The organism is Polyangium jinanense, from assembly GCF_028435265.1.
Classification (GTDB): Bacteria; Myxococcota_A; Polyangia; order Polyangiales; family Polyangiaceae; genus Polyangium; species Polyangium jinanense.
On sequence record NZ_JAGTJK010000019.1, the window covers coordinates 94,348 to 109,946 of the forward strand.

The 15,599-nt window shown below is 70.1% G+C and carries 11 protein-coding genes; 6 read left to right on the top strand and 5 right to left on the bottom strand.

The window, feature by feature from the left end; all coding sequences use genetic code 11:
* Positions 1 to 238: 238 nt before the first annotated feature.
* Genes KEG38_RS29200 through KEG38_RS29210 form a run of 3 tightly spaced genes read left to right on the top strand, consistent with a single transcriptional unit; the run spans position 239 to position 4,724 of the window.
* Positions 239 to 1,090, top strand: coding sequence for an alpha/beta fold hydrolase (locus tag KEG38_RS29200; protein ID WP_272423154.1), 852 nt, complete (start codon positions 239 to 241; stop codon positions 1,088 to 1,090).
* Positions 1,087 to 3,699 (top strand): ABC transporter substrate-binding protein, encoded by a 2,613-nt coding sequence (locus KEG38_RS55670; protein WP_272423155.1) that lies wholly within the window; start codon positions 1,087 to 1,089, stop codon positions 3,697 to 3,699. Before KEG38_RS29200 ends, KEG38_RS55670 begins: the two co-directional genes overlap by 4 nt.
* Entirely contained in the window at positions 3,690 to 4,724 is a 1,035-nt protein-coding gene (locus tag KEG38_RS29210; RefSeq protein ID WP_272423157.1) for an ABC transporter permease, read from the top strand. The genes KEG38_RS55670 and KEG38_RS29210 overlap by 10 nt, the downstream gene beginning before the upstream one ends.
* Here the strand turns inward: KEG38_RS29210 and KEG38_RS29215 are convergent, their stop codons facing one another.
* The 3 genes from KEG38_RS29215 to KEG38_RS29225 all read right to left on the bottom strand — a co-directional run bounded on the left by KEG38_RS29215 (position 4,725) and on the right by KEG38_RS29225 (position 10,470).
* A complete protein-coding gene (locus tag KEG38_RS29215) occupies positions 4,725 to 7,268 on the bottom strand; it encodes a response regulator (RefSeq protein ID WP_272423158.1) in 2,544 nt (847 codons plus the stop codon). It lies immediately after the preceding gene.
* 113 nt (positions 7,269 to 7,381) lie between these two features.
* On the bottom strand, positions 7,382 to 8,947 hold the full coding sequence (locus KEG38_RS29220) for a serine/threonine-protein kinase (RefSeq protein ID WP_272423160.1): 1,566 nt from the start codon (positions 8,945 to 8,947) through the stop codon (positions 7,382 to 7,384).
* 287 nt (positions 8,948 to 9,234) lie between these two features.
* Positions 9,235 to 10,470: an SPFH domain-containing protein gene (locus KEG38_RS29225; protein ID WP_272423161.1), complete on the bottom strand. Its 1,236-nt coding sequence runs from the start codon at positions 10,468 to 10,470 to the stop codon at positions 9,235 to 9,237.
* A 100-nt stretch (positions 10,471 to 10,570) separates the two neighbouring features.
* On the opposite strand from KEG38_RS29225, the gene KEG38_RS29230 reads away from it, so the two are divergent.
* The 3 genes from KEG38_RS29230 to KEG38_RS29240 are packed head-to-tail and all read left to right on the top strand — an operon-like array spanning position 10,571 to position 12,902.
* Complete coding sequence (locus tag KEG38_RS29230; protein ID WP_272423162.1) at positions 10,571 to 11,689, top strand: hypothetical protein; 1,119 nt, start codon at positions 10,571 to 10,573, stop codon at positions 11,687 to 11,689.
* Between the two features lie 20 nt (positions 11,690 to 11,709).
* Positions 11,710 to 12,186: a nickel-responsive transcriptional regulator NikR gene (gene nikR, locus KEG38_RS29235; RefSeq protein ID WP_272423164.1), complete on the top strand. Its 477-nt coding sequence runs from the start codon at positions 11,710 to 11,712 to the stop codon at positions 12,184 to 12,186.
* A complete protein-coding gene (locus KEG38_RS29240) occupies positions 12,183 to 12,902 on the top strand; it encodes an SDR family oxidoreductase (RefSeq protein WP_272423167.1) in 720 nt (239 codons plus the stop codon). Before nikR ends, KEG38_RS29240 begins: the two co-directional genes overlap by 4 nt.
* Positions 12,903 to 12,906: 4 nt before the next feature.
* Here KEG38_RS29240 and KEG38_RS29245 read toward each other — a convergent pair whose 3' ends face one another.
* On the bottom strand, positions 12,907 to 13,740 hold the full coding sequence (locus KEG38_RS29245; RefSeq protein ID WP_272423169.1) for an SPOR domain-containing protein: 834 nt from the start codon (positions 13,738 to 13,740) through the stop codon (positions 12,907 to 12,909).
* On the bottom strand, positions 13,737 to 15,554 hold the full coding sequence (gene argS, locus KEG38_RS29250; protein ID WP_272423170.1) for an arginine--tRNA ligase: 1,818 nt from the start codon (positions 15,552 to 15,554) through the stop codon (positions 13,737 to 13,739). Before argS ends, KEG38_RS29245 begins: the two co-directional genes overlap by 4 nt.
* Positions 15,555 to 15,599 lie beyond the last annotated feature (45 nt).

The following is a 15,599-nucleotide window of genomic DNA, read 5'->3' on the forward strand; positions in this document are numbered from 1 at the left end:
GAATGTATTCCACTCAGTAGAATACAGTCAATCTAACGGACTGTGATTATTTCCGGATGCGCGAAGAGCCTGCGCCTCCCGCATTTTCCGAAACGCACTAGGACATTTTCGGTCCGCCCTAGGATCGTTTTTTCTTGACCGTTTTGTGCATCTGAGGATCCCCCCCTCCCCCGTCAATGAGTGCATCTCCCTACACTGACTGCCGCTTTCCGCACGACTGATAGGCTTGCTCCCTCCCATGGCCGACAAGAACCCCGACCCCCCTGCGCGGGTCCTGCGGGATGTGAATGCCCGCGGCGTCCGCATGCGTGTCCTCGAAGCAGGCTCGGGGCCCGCGCTCTTGCTCGTGCACGGCTTCCTCGTGAGCCACCGCTCGTTCGACGACATCATCGACGCGCTTGCGCCGCGCTTTCACGTCATCGCGCCCGATCTGCCCGGGTTCGGCGAGAGCGAGAAGCCGAGCCCGACACGTTATCCGTACGGGATCGAGGCCTTCGCCGAGTCGATGGCCGATCTCATCGCGGCCTTTGGCGTCGGCCGCGCGTCCGTCATCGGCCACGGGATGGGCGCGGCCGTCGCGCTCACGCTCGCGGCCGAACACCCTGAGCTCGTGACGCGCCTCGTCGTGGAGGACGCGCTCTGTTACCCGTTCCCGCTGAGCCTCCGCGGCCGCTTGCCGCTCTTGCCCGTGCTCGGCGGCGCGATCTTCAAGCAGCTCTACGGACGCAGGACGTTCCGCTCCTACTTCCGCGACGAGTTCTTCCGCCCCGGCGCGGCGCTGCCGCACGAGCGCATCGATCAGCACTACGACTTCTTCAACGGCCCCTCCGCGCGCGAAAGCGCGTACGCAGTGCTGCGCGCCATCCTCGACACGCGACCGATCGTCGCGCGCATCACGCGCATCACGACGCCCACGCTCGTCGTGTGGGGCCGCGACGATCGCATCTTTCCGGCGGCCTCCGCGCAGCGCCTCGCGCGCGAGCTGCCCCAGGCCAAGCTCGCGATCCTCGACGCCGCGCACGCCCCGCACGAGGAGCGCCCGCGCGAGTTCGCCGACCTCGCCGCGCAATTCTTGGAGGGCAAACGGTGAACCTCCGCGAGGCCGCGCGGACCTTCGCCAAGAACCCCGCGCAACGTACGGGGTTTTTCCTCGTGCTCGGGCTCGTCGGTTTTTCCCTCCTCGGTCCCCTCCTCGTCCCGCACGATCCCAACACGAGCGACTTCACCCTCGTGCGTGACGCGCTCGGCGCGCCCCCCGGTCCCTCGCGGACACACCTCCTCGGCACCGACGCGCTCTACCGCGACGTGCTCGCGCGCCTCGCGCACGGCGGACGGCTCTCGCTCGGCATCGCAACCCTCGCCACGCTGATCGCCACGCTCGTCGGCACCGCCGTCGGCGTGACGGCGGGGTATGCCGCACAGACGCGCGCCGCGGCGATCGACGTCACGCTCATGCGGATCGTCGACATCCTGCTCGCGCTCCCGTTCCTGCTCGTCGTCACGGCAATCGGCGCGTTCGTCGGTCGATCCGACACGCTCACCGTGCTCTGCGTGCTCGGCCTCTCGGGTTGGGGCGGCTTCGCGCGTGTGCTCCGCGCGAAGACGATGCAGATCCGCTCGCTCTCGTTCGTCACGGCTGCGCGCGCGCTCGGCGCGGGGCACGTGCGTATCGTCTTACGCCATGTCCTTCCCAACGCCGCGAGCTCCATCGTGGTGCTCGCGACCACGAGCGTCGGACAGATGATGCTCGCCGAGGCCGTCCTCGGGTACCTCTCGCTCGGCGTGCCGCCGCCCGAGGCCACGTGGGGACGCATGCTGTACGAGGCCGAGCCCTTCGTCGGCACGCGCCTCGGCCTCGTCGCCGCGCCCGCGATCGCCATCCTCATCTCCGTGCTCGCGTTCGGTCGCGTCGGCGAAGGTTTGCGCGACGCGTTGGAAGCTCCGTCGGGACAAACCCCGCCGAAGGCACGCGTGCACGCCGATCTCCTGCTCGTCGCGGCCGCGCTCCTTCTCCTCGCCGTCATCCGCCCGGCGCCCGTCGCGCCGCCGCTCACCTCGCATCCGCCCGATCGCGCACCCATGCGTGGCGGCACGCTCCGCGTCGCCACCATCGTCAACGTGCGTACGCTCGATCCCGCGCTCGCCTACGACGAGGCCGCCACCGCGCTCTCCGACCTCGTCTTCGCGCGCCTCGTCACCTTCGCCGAAGACGGCCGCATCGTCCCCGAGCTCGCGCGCGACATCCAGATCGCAGCCGACGGCCGCACGTACACCTTCTTCCTTCGCGACGGCGTCGTCTTCCACGACGGCGCGCTTCTCCGCGCCGCCGACGTCGCGCGCTCCCTCGAACGCACGCTCCACCCGCGCACGCCCTGCCCGGCCGCGAGCCACTACGCGTCCATCCTCGGTTTTTCCGCCTTTCATGCGGGCAAAACGCCTCACCTCGAAGGCGTGCGCGCCACGGGCGACCTCACCGTGGAGATCACGCTCGAGCGCCCCGACCCGACGTTCCTCCCGCTCCTCACGCTCGCGTTCGCCGCGCCCGTGTGCCCGTCTTCCGGCGCAACCGTCGACGCTGCCCACCCGCCCTTGCCCTGCGGCGCCGGTCCTTTTCGCGTCGCGTCGTGGGAGCCCGAGGCTCCGATCCGGCTCGCGCGGCACGTGGCCTACTTCGAGCCGGGCAAACCCTACCTCGACGCGATCGAGTGGCACACGAGCGAGCGCTCCACGTCGCAACGTTACAAGTTCGAACGCGGCGCGCTCGACTACACGCGTGATCTCGGCAGCCAGGATGCCGCCCTCTACCGCGCGAGCTCCGCGTGGTCGGGGCAGCACGCGTTCTCACGTTCCCGCGCGACGAACGCGATCTTCATGAACACCGAGCTCTCGCCCTTCGACGTGCGCGCCGTGCGTCGCGCCGTCGCGCTCGCGGTCGATCCGAGCGTGCTCGAAAAGGTGCGCAGCGAAGTGCGCGCCACGTCGCGTGTGCTCCCCGAAGGCATCCCGGGGGCCGAGGGCATCCCGCCCATGCGCCGTCACGACCTCGCCGCGGCGCTCGAAGAAATGCGGCGCGCGGGATACGCCTTCGACCCGGCCACGGGCCGCGGCGGCTACCCGCATCCCATCGACTACCTCGCGCCCGCGGACACGTTCGAGCAGCAAGCGGCCGAAGTCTTCGCGGAGCAGCTCGCGCGTATCGGACTTCGCGTGCGGCTGCGGCTCACGAGTTTCGCGACGTACCTGGCGGAAGCTTCACGCAGGCGCACGACCCCCATGGGCTGGGCCGGCTGGGAGGCCGACTTCCCCGACCCCGGAAACTTCTTCGAGCCCACGCTCTCGTCCCGCGCGATCGACGACGACCACTCGCAGAACTACGCCTTCTTCGCGCACGAGGAGTTCGACCGCGTCCTCGAAGCCGCGTCGAGCGAGCGTGATCCCGAAGCGCGACGCCGCCTCTTCGTGCGCGCCGAGGAGATCGTCCGCGACGAGGCCCCGTGGGTGCCGGTGTATTCCCCGCGCGCCTTCGAGATCTGGCAACCCTACGTGCGCGGCTACACGCCGCACCCGATCGTCCCGCAGCGCTTCCGCGACACCTGGATCGACACGGTCGCCCTCGCCGAGGCACACACACAATCGAAGCTCGGGCCCGCGTCGCTCTTGCTCCCCTTCGCTTCCCGACGAGGTTCGCCATGGCGATGAGCCTCGCGCGTTTGGCGCGCCGCGTCGGCTGGGCGCTCGTCGTCATCTACGGCGTGACGATGGTGTCGTTCGTCCTGGTGCACGTGCTGCCCGGTGATCCGGTGCGCATGCTCGTCGGGCCGCAGGCCTCGGCCGCCGACGTCGCGCGCGCGCGCGAGCTCTACGGACATGGCGGCCCGCTCCGCGTGCAGTACCTGCGCTTCATGCGAAGGCTCGTGCACACCGGCGCGGGCCCCACGGCGGAAGCCCGCAAGGAGCGCGAGCACCGGAGCTGCGCGGCGATCGGGCCGGTGCACATCGATCTCGGGCAGAGCTTTCATTATCGAAGGCCCGTCGTGGACCTCGTGGCTGCGAAGCTCCCGCGCTCGCTCGAGCTCGCGCTCGCCGCGCTGCTCGTGCAGCTCTCGCTCGGCCTCGGCCTCGGCATCACCACGGCCGCGCGCCGCGGCAGCCGATGGGACGAGCTCGGCGCGGGCCTCTCGCTCCTCGGCATCAGCGCGCCCACGTTCCTCACCGGGCTCGTGCTCCAGTACGTGCTCGCGCATCGCCTCGGCGTGCTCCCGTACGACGGGCTCGGAAAAACCCCCGGCGAGCATCTTCTTTCGCTCGTGCTACCGGCCCTCACGCTTGGCATCTACGGCAGCGCCCTCTACTCGCGCCTCGTCCGCGCCGAGCTCGGCGCCGCGCTCGCCGAAGACCACGTGCGCACCGCGCTCGCCAAGGGCGCCTCACGCGTGCGAGCCCTCATCGTGCATGGCCTGCGCCCGACGCTCGTCCCGATTACCACGCTCGCCGCGCTCGATCTCGGCGCGCTCGTCGGCGGCGCCGTCGTGACCGAGCGGCTCTTCCGGTGGCCCGGCATGGGGCAGATGGCCGTCGAGTCGCTCCTCAACCGTGACGGGCCCGTCATCGTCGCGACGGTGCTCGTGGCCTCGACGGCCGTCGTGCTTTCGACCTTGCTCGTCGATCTGCTCGCGCCGCTCCTCGATCCGCGAATCGACCGCGCACCGAAGAACGACGCGTGATCACATCCCGGCGAGCGCGCGGCACTCGGCGCCGCGCGCCGACTCGGGCCCCGCGATCTCGGCACACTTGCGGAACGCGGACGCGCCTCCGCCCGCCGCGCCGAGCAGGTACCAGGCCTCGGCGCTGCCCGGCGATTGCTGCGTGTACTGCTTCGCAAGCTGCCGCGCCTTGCCCATGTTGCCGGACTCCATCGCCTTCTGGATCCGCACCGGCAGCGGGCCCGAGTCATCGGCGGGCGTGGGCGGAGGCGTAGGCTCCGACGCGGGTGCCTCACCGCCCGAAGGTTTGCCCGTCGACGCCGGCTGCGAGGTCGGCGCGGACGACGGGGCCGCCGTGGGCTCCACCGTCGGCGCGGCCGTGGGCTCTGCCGTCGGCGTGGTCGTCGGTGTCGGCGCGGGCGCAGGCGCTTGCGTCGTGACCGCGGGCGCGACCGTGTTCTGCGTGGTCGTCGGCGTCGGCGCGGGCGGCGTCGGCAGCGTCGTGCTCGTGCCTTTCGTGTCGGTTCGTCCGGACAATTGCTGCTTCGCGATGCCGATGAGCACGAGCACTGCGAGCACGGCGAGCACCCCGCCGACGATCTTCATCATCCGCGCCTGACGCGCGCGTTGCTCGGGCGACGGGCCGATCGGGAGCACGTCGCTCGACGGAGGCGGCTCGCTGATGCGCGCCATCTCCGCGCTGGCCGCATCCTCCAGCGGCTCGCCCGATCCCTCCGCGTACGCCTCCTCCGCGGGAGGCGCCGCGCCCTCGTCGCTCGCGCTCTCCTCGGCCGGAGCCGCTTCCGCCGATGCCTCTGCGGCCGCTGTTTCCTCCGCGGCAGGCGCCTCTTCTTGCGTCGCCTCCGCGGCCTCGGCAGGCGCCTCTTCCTGCGTCGCCTCCTCGGCTGGCGCCTCGGCCGCCTCCGACGCGGCCTCCTCCGGTGCAGCCTCGGGTTCCGGCAGCCGCACGGCTTCACGCTCGGTGGGTTGCGTCGTCTCGGCGGCCTTCAGCGGCTCGGGCGGTGCTTCTTCCGGCGCGGCGTCCGCGGCTGCATGGGCCGCTGGCTCCGGCGCCGACACGGGCGGCGGTGCTGCGCCCGGCGCTCGACCTGACGCCGTCGTCGGCGGCGCGGTCTCTTCGCCCTCGTCTGCAGCGAGCCGCCCCGGCGCGCCGAGCGCACCCTTCCCCCCTGCGCGACGCGTCTGCGGCGGCCGCTCCTCCTCGACCGCGCGCGTCGCTGCCACCGCGCTCGCGCCGGGCGTCCCTTGCCGGATCGTCTCCGGCCCGCGCGGCGGATTCAGCCGACTCTCCGGCGCGGGAGAGATCCCGATCGATCGAATCGGGCTCGTCACGCCGCCCCATGCGCCTCGCCCGCGCGTGCTCACCGGCGCCGTCGCCGACAGCATCATCGACGACGCGGCTGGCACGACCGGATCCTCGAAGAGCAGATCCCCCGGCATCGGCGCGATCGGCTCGCCGGGGATGACCGCGCGTTGCGACGACGTCGCGCCGAGCAGCGAACGCGCCATCGCGGTCTGCGGCGCCGCCTCGTCGTGCGCGCCTTCGCCTACCATCGCGTCCTCCGGCGGCGCCGGCGGCTCCGAGGGTTCCATGCGGGGCACGAGCAGCCCCTCGAAATAGAGCTTCGATATCGTCGACAGCGTCGAGAGATCCTCGAACGGCGACGCATCGACGACGCCCATCAGATCACGACGGCCATCGAACAACCGAAGAATCCCGTTCAGCTCGTCGGGGATCTCGTTCAACCGATCGACGAGCTCCTCGGCGTTCACCTCGAACACCGTCGTCAGCGACGGAAGCGCTTCGAGCAGCCGCCCCCACTCGTCGACGCGCCGCATGCCTTCCATCAGGAGGCCCTGCGTCGAGGCGCCGATCACGTCGACATTGTCGACCTTGCAGAACTCGACCTCGAACGACCCCTCGTTCCACAGGAGCGCGCGATACACCGCCTCCTCTCCCATGAGACGCCCGAGCGTCGCGTCGACGACCTTGCCTTCGCGGAAGTAAATGTGCGCGTCGTGCCGCTCGTAGCGAATGTGCACGATGCCGCTCTTGCGGCTGACCTCGAAGGTCTGCAGCAAGTCGACCACGCCCATGTCCGAGACGAGCCCGCTGAAGCGCGTGCGGCCGCCGGTCTGGTTCTGCTGCTTCGTGGCGATGCCCTCGCGCGTGCGCCGCGCGATCAGCAGATTCACGCGCGCGATGAGCTCGCGGACGAAGATCGGCTTCGTGAGGTAGTCCTCGACGCCGAGTTCGAGGCCCCGGATCTTGTCCTCGATCGACTTCTGGCTCGTGAGGAAGACGACCGGGATCGAGGCCCAATCGCGGTTTTCCTTGAGCCGCCGCACGAGCGCGTAGCCGTCCATGTTCGGCAGGCGCGTGTCGGTGAGGATCAGGTCGGGCGACGAGAGCTCGATCTTCGAGAGGGCATCCGCTCCGTCTTGCGCCGTCGTGACGCTGAAACCGGCCTTTTTGAGGCTTACTTCGAGCACCCGCAGGCTGCGGGCGTCAGCGTCGACCAGGAGGAGCTGTTGTTTTGCCACGAGGGTTTTCCGCCCAGGAAGGATGGCGAGGGCGCGCGTCGGGTGTCAAGTCGGGTGATCCCGGCAGCAAGGGCCCGTCATTCGCAAGTGATCGAGAACGCCGGCGGTCCTCGCTAGCCCCACGGATCGACGACGTCCCCACCGCCGCCCGACTTCTTCTTCGTCGTCGTGGTCGGCGGCGGCGTCGGCGTGGTCGCAGGCGCGGTCGCGGTGGGCGGCGAGCCCGTGCTCTTCCACGTGCCGCCGGTCGTCGTGCCAAACGGACGCACCACGGCCGTCTGCGCGCCCGTCGGCGTCGGCGGGACCTGCGCGGTCGGCGTCGGCGGCGTCGGCTCCTCCGTCGTGACCGCGGGCGGCGTCGTCACCGTGGGCGTCGGCGCAGGCGTCGCGACTGCGGCCGGCGTCGTCGGCGTCGCGGGAACCGTCGCCGTCGGCGCGGTCGGCGTCGTGGGAGCCGTCGCCGTCGCCCCTGTCGTCTGCGGCGTGAGCGGCGGCTGGATCGCGAGATACGCGACCACGCCGAGCGCGATCACCGTGGCCGCGGCGAGCACCACGACGAGCGGCCCCCGCGCGGCCGACGCGGCAGGCGCCTCGCGTTTTTCCGCGCGCGGCGGGCCAATCGCCTGGCCTTCCTCGCCGAACATGAGATCGCCGCTCTGCGGAATGAGGCCCATCGCCTCTTCGAGCGCCGCTGCGAGCTCCGCCATCGTGGCGAACCGCTCGGCCGGGTTTTTCGCGAGGCAACGGTTGATGATCTCGCCGAGCGGCCCGATCTGCGAGGGATCGGGGACACGTTGCTCGACGGGCACAGCCGCGCCGTGGATGTGCTGATCGAGCACGCCCTTGAAGCTGTCGGCCTCGAAGGGCACGCGGCCGGTCAGGCACTCGTACATGATCACGCCGAGCGCGTAGATGTCAGTGCGATGATCCACGGGCTGCCCCATCGCTTGCTCGGGGCTCATGTAGTGTGGCGTGCCGAAGATGATGCCCTGGCGCGTGACGCGGCTCGTGCCCGCGATCTTCGCGAGGCCGAAATCGAGTAGTTTTACGAACTCGCGATCGCCGCTGCGGACGAGGAAGACGTTGTCCGGCTTGAGATCGCGGTGGATGACGCCCGCCTCGTGCGCCGACGCGAGGCCGAGCGCGCACTGAAGCCCGATCGCCGCCGTGCGATCCGCCGGCAGGATCCGCTCGCTGCGCAGCACGCTCGCGAGGGAGCTCCCCGTGAGCAGCTCCATCACGAAGTACGGGACCTTCGAGCTGAGCGGCGCGCTCTTGTCCGGAACGACCTCGCCGAAGTCGCTCACGGCGACGATGTTCGGATGCCCGATCGCCGCGGCCGCCTTCGCTTCCTGGATGAACCGCGTGACGATCTGCGCGTCGCGCGCGATGTCGGCGCGCAGCACCTTGAGGGCGAACCTGCGCCCGAGCGTGGTGTGCCGAACCTCGTACACCGAGCCCGTCCCGCCCTCGCCGAGCACCGACACGACCTCGTAACGGCTGTCGATGATCTGGCCGATGAGCGGATCGGCGTTCGGGTTCCAGTCCGGCGCGTCGATGAGCGCGTCGCCGTCGTACGGGCAGAAGCGCACCTCGCCGGAGAAGCACTTGTCGCAGGCGGGGCAGCGCCGGGCGCGCGCCCGCTTTTGCTTCCCGTCGGTCACGAGCGATGCGTCCACGGCGGCTCCGTTCGGCTCGCGAGGAGGGGCGGGCGAAGGCGCCGGAGCGTCGTTCCCTATGCGGATGGTTCGCGCCACTGAACAACTCTAACCGAGGAACCGGCAGGCCGCGTCCTCAAAATGGGTGTCCCGCGCGGGGACAAACCGTCGGCTTCCACCGCCCTGCCCCCGAGTCCCCACGGTATCAATGCGCCTGAGGGTTGGGCAACCTTCTCGAACGTACGAAGCACGAGCGCCCGCGGTTCTCGCGAGGCGCCCGTGCCCTTGGGTCGAGGCCGCTCGGCGGCTCAGATCTCTTCGAGGATCTTCGCCTTGCGCGCGTTGAAGTCCTCATCGCTGATGAGGCCCTGCTGCTTCAGCGACGCGAGCTTCTGGAGCCGCGCCTCCACGCTCTGCCCCCCGCCCGGCGCCTGCTGCTGCGGCTGCTGCTGCGGCTGCTGAGCGTATTGCGGCTGCTGGAAGTTCTGCGGGTGCATCATCTGCGCCATGCCCACGCCGATCGCGGCCTGCGCGCCGAGCTGCGCGACGCCCGTGTTCCCGCCGCCCTTGGCCATGCCCTCGCCCGCGCCCATCATCGCCTGCCCGGCCGCGTAGTTGTTCCACGCCGGCGAGCCCGCGAGGTGCTGCACGTACCGCGCATCCTGCTGGAACTTCTGATCGAGCTGGAACTGCTGCGCCCGCGCCGTGTCCGCCGCGATCCCGACGCCACGCCGCGCCTCGGCCCGCGCCTTGTTCGCCTCCGTCAGGCGCTTCTGATCGTCGGCCGCGAAGTTGATGTTGAAGTTGCCGATCTGCAGGATCTTCACCCCGATCTCGTCGAGGTTCGGCGCGCTCTGCTGGATGCGCCCCGAGATCTCCATGCTCATGCCGCCGAGGTTGAGCAGGCTCTTGCCCTGCTGCGCACACATCTGGCCGATGACCGTCTTCACGCTCATGAAGAACAGGCCCTTGATCCAGTTCAGGATCACGTCGTTGTCCTGCGCGCCGGCCGCCTGGCCGTGGTAGCCGATGACGAACCGCACCGGGTCCGTCACGACGAGCGAGAACTCGCCGAAGATGCGGGGCGTGACGAACTCGTAGAGGATCGGATCCTCCATCGACTCGAGCGGGCCGCCGAACGGGACGCTCCGGATCGGCTGCATCTTCACGAAGTAGATCTCCGCGATGAAGACGTCGCCGCCCGTGAAGCTGTTGATGAGGTTGTTCAGGAACGGGATGTTCTGCGTCTGCAGCGTGTGACGCCCCGGCGGCAAGTAACCCATGTACTTGCCGTCCTTGAAGAAGAGCGCGCACTCGTCGCTGTCGACGGTGAGCTGCGACCAGAACGGGATGTTCTGATCCGGGTGCTTGTAGACGATGAGGTTTTTGAACCTATCGGGGCGCGCAATCATCATCTCGCGCACGCCACCCTTGACGAAATCCATGATCCCCATGTCGAGCTCCCTGCTCTCCGCCCGCGAGCCGGCGGGACGGACGCCTTGCCACGTCACGCGAAACCCGCTTTCGGCAGGCCCGCTTCCCATGGCTCGAACTTTTCGCCGCGACGGACCGCGACGTCGGTGAGAATAGTGCCGAGCACGGTCTCCAGCAATGGCAAGCCGGCCGGAAGAGCACAGGTCCACCATGAGCGCCCCGATCGACATCGGCTCCCTGCCAGGCCCCGCCCAGAAGCTCGTCGACCCGAGCGCGCCACCAAAGCTGCAAGAGCTCGCCGCGCGTGGCGTGGCGCCGGGCCTGAAGCCGGCCGACGTCCTCGCCGTGGTCGTGCACCTCGCGCAAAGCGAGCGCGCCGAGGTCGCCACGACGGCCCGCGCGACACTCGCCGCCCTGCCCGCGCCGCTGCTCGCCGCCGCCCTCGCGAGTGACCTCCAACCGGCCGTGATCGACGCCCTCGCGCGGGCCTCGGTGGACAAGCTCGACGTCCTCGAGAAGCTCGTCACGATGCGGCGCGTCGATCTGGCGACGATCGAACATCTCGCGCGGACGGGGACCGAGCTCGTCACCGAGCTCGTGGCCACGAACGAGGCGCGCCTGCTCGCCCACCCCCGGCTCATCGAGCTGCTCTACATGAACCGCGCGACGCGCATGTCCACGGCCGATCGCATCGTCGACCTCGCGCGCCGAAACGGCCTCGAGCTCTCCGGCATCCCCGCCTTCCGCGAGGCCGCGGCCGCGCTCGAAGGCGAGCTCATCCCCGAGGCCTCGGACGAGCCCACGCCCGACGACGTCCTCTTCGCCGAGACAGCCGCCCTCGCCGACACGCTCGCCTCGCCCGCCCCCGAGGACACCCACGAGGTGAGCGACGAGGGCGCAGAGGCCGTGAAGCCGAAGTTCAAGCCGCTCTACAAGCTCATCGCGGACATGAGCATCAGCCAGAAGGTGCGGCGCGCGCAGCTCGGCTCGAAGGAGGAGCGCCTCCTGCTCGTGCGCGACCGAAACCGCCTCGTCGCGAGCGCCGTCGCCCGGAGCCCCATGCTCCAGGAGGACGACGTCAACCTCATCACGAAGAACCGCAACGTCTCCGAGGAGGTGCTGCGGATCCTCGGCTCGAATGCCGAGTGGCTGAAGAGTTACACCATCAAGCGCAACCTCGTGGAGAACCCGAAGACGCCCCTCACCATGTCGACGCGCCTGATCCCGCTCCTCCGCGACGCGGACGTCCGCCAGCTCGCCAAGAGCAAGAATGTCACCCAGGCGATTCAGGAAGCCGCGCGCAGGCACCTCGACCGGAAGAAGCAGTGAGCTGATACGGTGTTCGAACGATGAGCGATCTCGTCCGCTTCGGCGTGGCCATGGACCGCGCGCTGCTCACCGAGTTCGATCGGCGCATCGCGGCGCTCGGCTACGAGAACCGCTCCGAAGCCATCCGCGATCTCGTCCGCGCCGATCTCACGCGCGCCGCCTGGGACCGCGGCGCCCCCGTCGTCGCCACGCTCTCGGTCGTCTACAAGCCCCACGTGCGCGCCGAGGTCCTGCGCCTCTCCGAGCCCGAACCCGGCAGCGCCGAGCTCGTCGTCGCGAGCCAGCACGTGCGCATCGATCGTGATCGCTACCTCGACACGATGGTGCTGCGCGGCCATGCAGAGAGCCTCTCCGCGCTCGCCGGCAAGATCGCCGGGACGAAAGGCGTGCTCTCCTGCGAGCTCCACGTCGCCGCCTCCGTGGCCGACGAGACGCGCCCGAACGACGTCCAAGCTTCCCCTTCCAGAGACAGAGACCGAGAGCAGGAGCAGGGATGACGATCCCCCACGATCCGAAGCGTATCCTCGTCGTCGGCGCCACCGGTAGGCTCGGCGTCGCCATCGCCAAGGCGCTCGTGCACCGCGGCGATCACGTCGCGATCACGGCCCGTAGCCAGGAGCGGCTCGACGCCCTCGCCGACGAGCTCACACGCGCGCCGGGCAGCCGACCCACCATCGTCTGCGCGGACCTGCGGGATCCCGAGGCGCCCGAGCGCATCGCGAGCCGCGTGCTCGAAGGCGGTCGGCTCGACGGCATCATCCTCGCCTGCGGCCCCTTCCCGCACACACCGCTCGAAAAGCTCTCGCGCGAGGATCTCGAGAACACGCTCGCCGTGCACGCGGTCGCGCCGCTCCTGCTCGTGAACGCGCTCTCCGAGGAGCTCACGCGCACCGAGGGCGCGGTCGTCGCGCTCGTCGACGCGGGCGTCACGCGGCCCTTCCCGAACCACGTCGCGTACCTGACCGCGAAGGGCGCGCTGCAAACGGGCCTGCGCGCGCTCGCCGTCGAGCTCGCGCCGCAGGTGCGCGTCAACCTGCTCGCGATCGGCATCGTCGCCGACCCCGAGGCCGACGCCGATCCGACACGCCTGCACCGACTCGCCGCGCGCTCTCCCCTCGGCCGCTTCGGCACGCCCGCGGAGGTCGTGCACGGCGCGCTGTCGTTGCTCGACGCGACCTGGGCGACGGGCGAGATCTGGGGAATCGGGCGGTAGCCGTTTACTGCGCGGCGCTCTCGTCCGCGAGCTTGCCGGCGGCGTCCTTCTTGGGCGGCTCGACGATGAAGGTCACCAAGCGCTCCTTCGCCTCGAAGTCCTGCCGGTAGATCGTGGCGGAGTGCTTGTACTTGAAGGGGCCGATGCGCACGCGGTACCAGAGGCCGCGGCCCTTCACCATCGCGGGCTCGACGTAGGCGCGGTGGCCACGTCGACGCAGCGCGGCGGCGAACTTGTCGGCCTCCTGCTGCGTCTTGAACGAGCTCACCTGGAGCTGGTACTGCCCCGGCCCGCCGGCCTCCGCGGCCTCGGCGCCGTCTTCCCGCGCCACGTGTTTCGCCATCTGCGTGAGCGTGTCGCGACCCGCGGCCGAGTCCGGCGGCGCCTGCAAGATGTGCTGCGCCGGCAACGGCGACGGCGGGAGCCTGTCCGCGACCGTCTCCGGCGGCGGCAGCGGGAGCGGCGCATCGGCCGCCTCCGGCGGCGGCTGCTTTGTGGACTGCGGCGAGCGCACGGCTTCGAGCGCCGTCGTGTTCTTCGTGTCGGAGAGCATCCCCGGGAAGGTGATCTCGTGGCCGGCGAGATCCGGCTTCTTGTCCACCTTCACGCCCGCGGGGTGCGCCTTCGCCACGAGATCGCCGAGCGGATCCACGTTCGTCGGCTTCTCCTTCACGGGCGCGCGGAGCAGCGCGACGGCCGCGAACACGATGCACGCGCCGCCGAGCGAGGCGAGCACGAGCGCCGAGGCGCGCGACGGGCGCGAGGCGGGATCGGCCTCCTGGATGTCCTCCAGGTTCTTGATGGCCCCGCCGTCCCCGATGTCCGAACGTACGGTCATGACGCTTCGGCCTCCTCTTCCCCGCTCTCCGCCGCGGCGGCCTCGCCTTCGAGCTTGTGCATCCGCTCGAGCGCGGTGATGCCGGCGAGCTTGAGCCCCGCGGCGTACACCGTGCGGATCGCCTCGATCCAGAGCAGCCGCGCCTCGCTCTTCGGCCGATCCCACTTCTCCTGCCAGCCCGCCTCCGCCATCTGCGCGTCGAGGGGCAGGATCGTGTCGCCGTCCTTCTTCAGCCGCGTGAAGTAGCTCTGGAAGTCCTGCGAGAGCTCCTGCAGGTAGAACAGGATCCGGTGCGGCTCGCGCAGCGCCGCGGCCTCCGCCACCACGCCGGGGAAGCGCCCGAGCCGGCCGAGGATCGCGAGCTCGTCCGGGTGCTCGAGGCGCGCCGCGAGCGCGGACGAGTGCCGGGGTACTTGGAGCCCAAACTTCTCCTGGGCGCGGCGCAGGATCGAGCAGAGGCGCGCGTAGCCGTACTGCAGGTAGAAGACGGGGTTGTCCATCGAGGCCTTCTTGGCGAGCTCGATGTCGAGGTCGATCGTCGTGTCGCTCCGCCGCGCGAGGTAGAAGTAGCGGAGCGCGTCGGCGCCTGCGCCCTTTCGCCGCGCGGCCTCGTCGATCTCGTCGACGACCTCCTCGATCGTGACGAGGTTGCCGAGCCGCTTGCCCATCTTGTAGGGCTTGCCGTCGCGGAGCAGGTTCACGAGCTGGTAGAGCACCACCTCGAAGCGCTCCTTCGGCAAACCGAGCGCCGCGAGCGCGCCGCGCACCCGCGCCGTGTAGCCGTGGTGATCGGCACCGAGCACGTTCACGAGCCGGTCGTAGCCGCGGTTGATCTTGTCCGCGTGGTACGCGATGTCGCTCGCGAAGTACGTGTAGTACCCGTCGCGCTTCTTCACGACGCGATCCTTGTCGTCGCCCTCGTCGGTGCTCTTGAAGAAGAGTGCTCCTTCGCGCTCCTCGAGGTAACCGCGCGTGTTGAGCTCGGCGAGCGCTGCGCCTACGCGGCCCCACCGGTGCAGGCTCTCCTCGGAGTACCAGCCGTCGAACTGGATCCTGAGCGACGCGAGCGTCTTCTTGATGCCCGGCAGCGCTTTCGAGCCCGGCACGCCGTCGAGCATGCGCGTCACGCAGACGCGCGCGAGCTCGTCGACCTTGTCGTCGGCGATGAGCTCGGGGTGCGTCTTCTGCAGCCAGGCGACGAGATCCTCGAGGTAGTCGTTCTTGCCGTAGCCGCCCTCGGGCGGCTCGCGGCCGAGCGCCACGGCGAGCACGCTCGCGGCGAGCAGACGGATCTGGTTGCCGAAGTCGTTGATGTAGTACTCGCGCGTGACGCGGTGCCCCACGGCCTCGAGCAGCGTCGACACCGCGTCGCCGAGGATCGCGCCTCGACCGTGCGAGATGAGCAGCGGGCCCGTCGGGTTTGCGCTGACGAACTCCACGAGCACCCGCTCGCCGAGCCCTGCGGGCCCTCGCCCGAACGAAGGCCCTGCGGCGAGCACGTCGCCGAGCGCGCGCTGGTAGATCGCGGGCGCGAGGCGCAGGTTCAAAAAGCCCGGACCGGCGATCTCCACCGCGCGGATGTCGGGCTCTTTGCCGAGACGCTCGGCGAGCAGCGTCGCGATTTCCCGAGGCGGCTTCTTGGCTGCCTTCTGGATCGCGAGGGCCGCGTTCGTCGCCAGGTCGCCGTGCTCAGGGCGCTTCGGGCGCTCCACCGAAAACGCTGCCGACGTAACTTCCGACGGCAGGACCCCACTCCCCGCCAGATCGGTGAGTGCACCCACCACCAGATTCCGAACTTGCTCTTCGACGCCCATCGTACGGGCGGATTAGTACCCCGAGGCCGCTCGGACCACCAACTT

Coding starts and splice junctions, on each gene's coding strand:
- KEG38_RS29200 (WP_272423154.1), top strand. CDS start 239: ATGGCCGACAAGAACCCCGACCCCCCTGCGCGGGTCCTGCGGGATGTG.
- KEG38_RS29210 (WP_272423157.1), top strand. CDS start 3,690: ATGGCGATGAGCCTCGCGCGTTTGGCGCGCCGCGTCGGCTGGGCGCTC.
- KEG38_RS29225 (WP_272423161.1), bottom strand. CDS start 10,470: ATGGGAAGCGGGCCTGCCGAAAGCGGGTTTCGCGTGACGTGGCAAGGC.
- KEG38_RS29230 (WP_272423162.1), top strand. CDS start 10,571: ATGAGCGCCCCGATCGACATCGGCTCCCTGCCAGGCCCCGCCCAGAAG.
- nikR (WP_272423164.1), top strand. CDS start 11,710: ATGAGCGATCTCGTCCGCTTCGGCGTGGCCATGGACCGCGCGCTGCTC.
- KEG38_RS29240 (WP_272423167.1), top strand. CDS start 12,183: ATGACGATCCCCCACGATCCGAAGCGTATCCTCGTCGTCGGCGCCACC.
- KEG38_RS29245 (WP_272423169.1), bottom strand. CDS start 13,740: ATGACCGTACGTTCGGACATCGGGGACGGCGGGGCCATCAAGAACCTG.
- argS (WP_272423170.1), bottom strand. CDS start 15,554: ATGGGCGTCGAAGAGCAAGTTCGGAATCTGGTGGTGGGTGCACTCACC.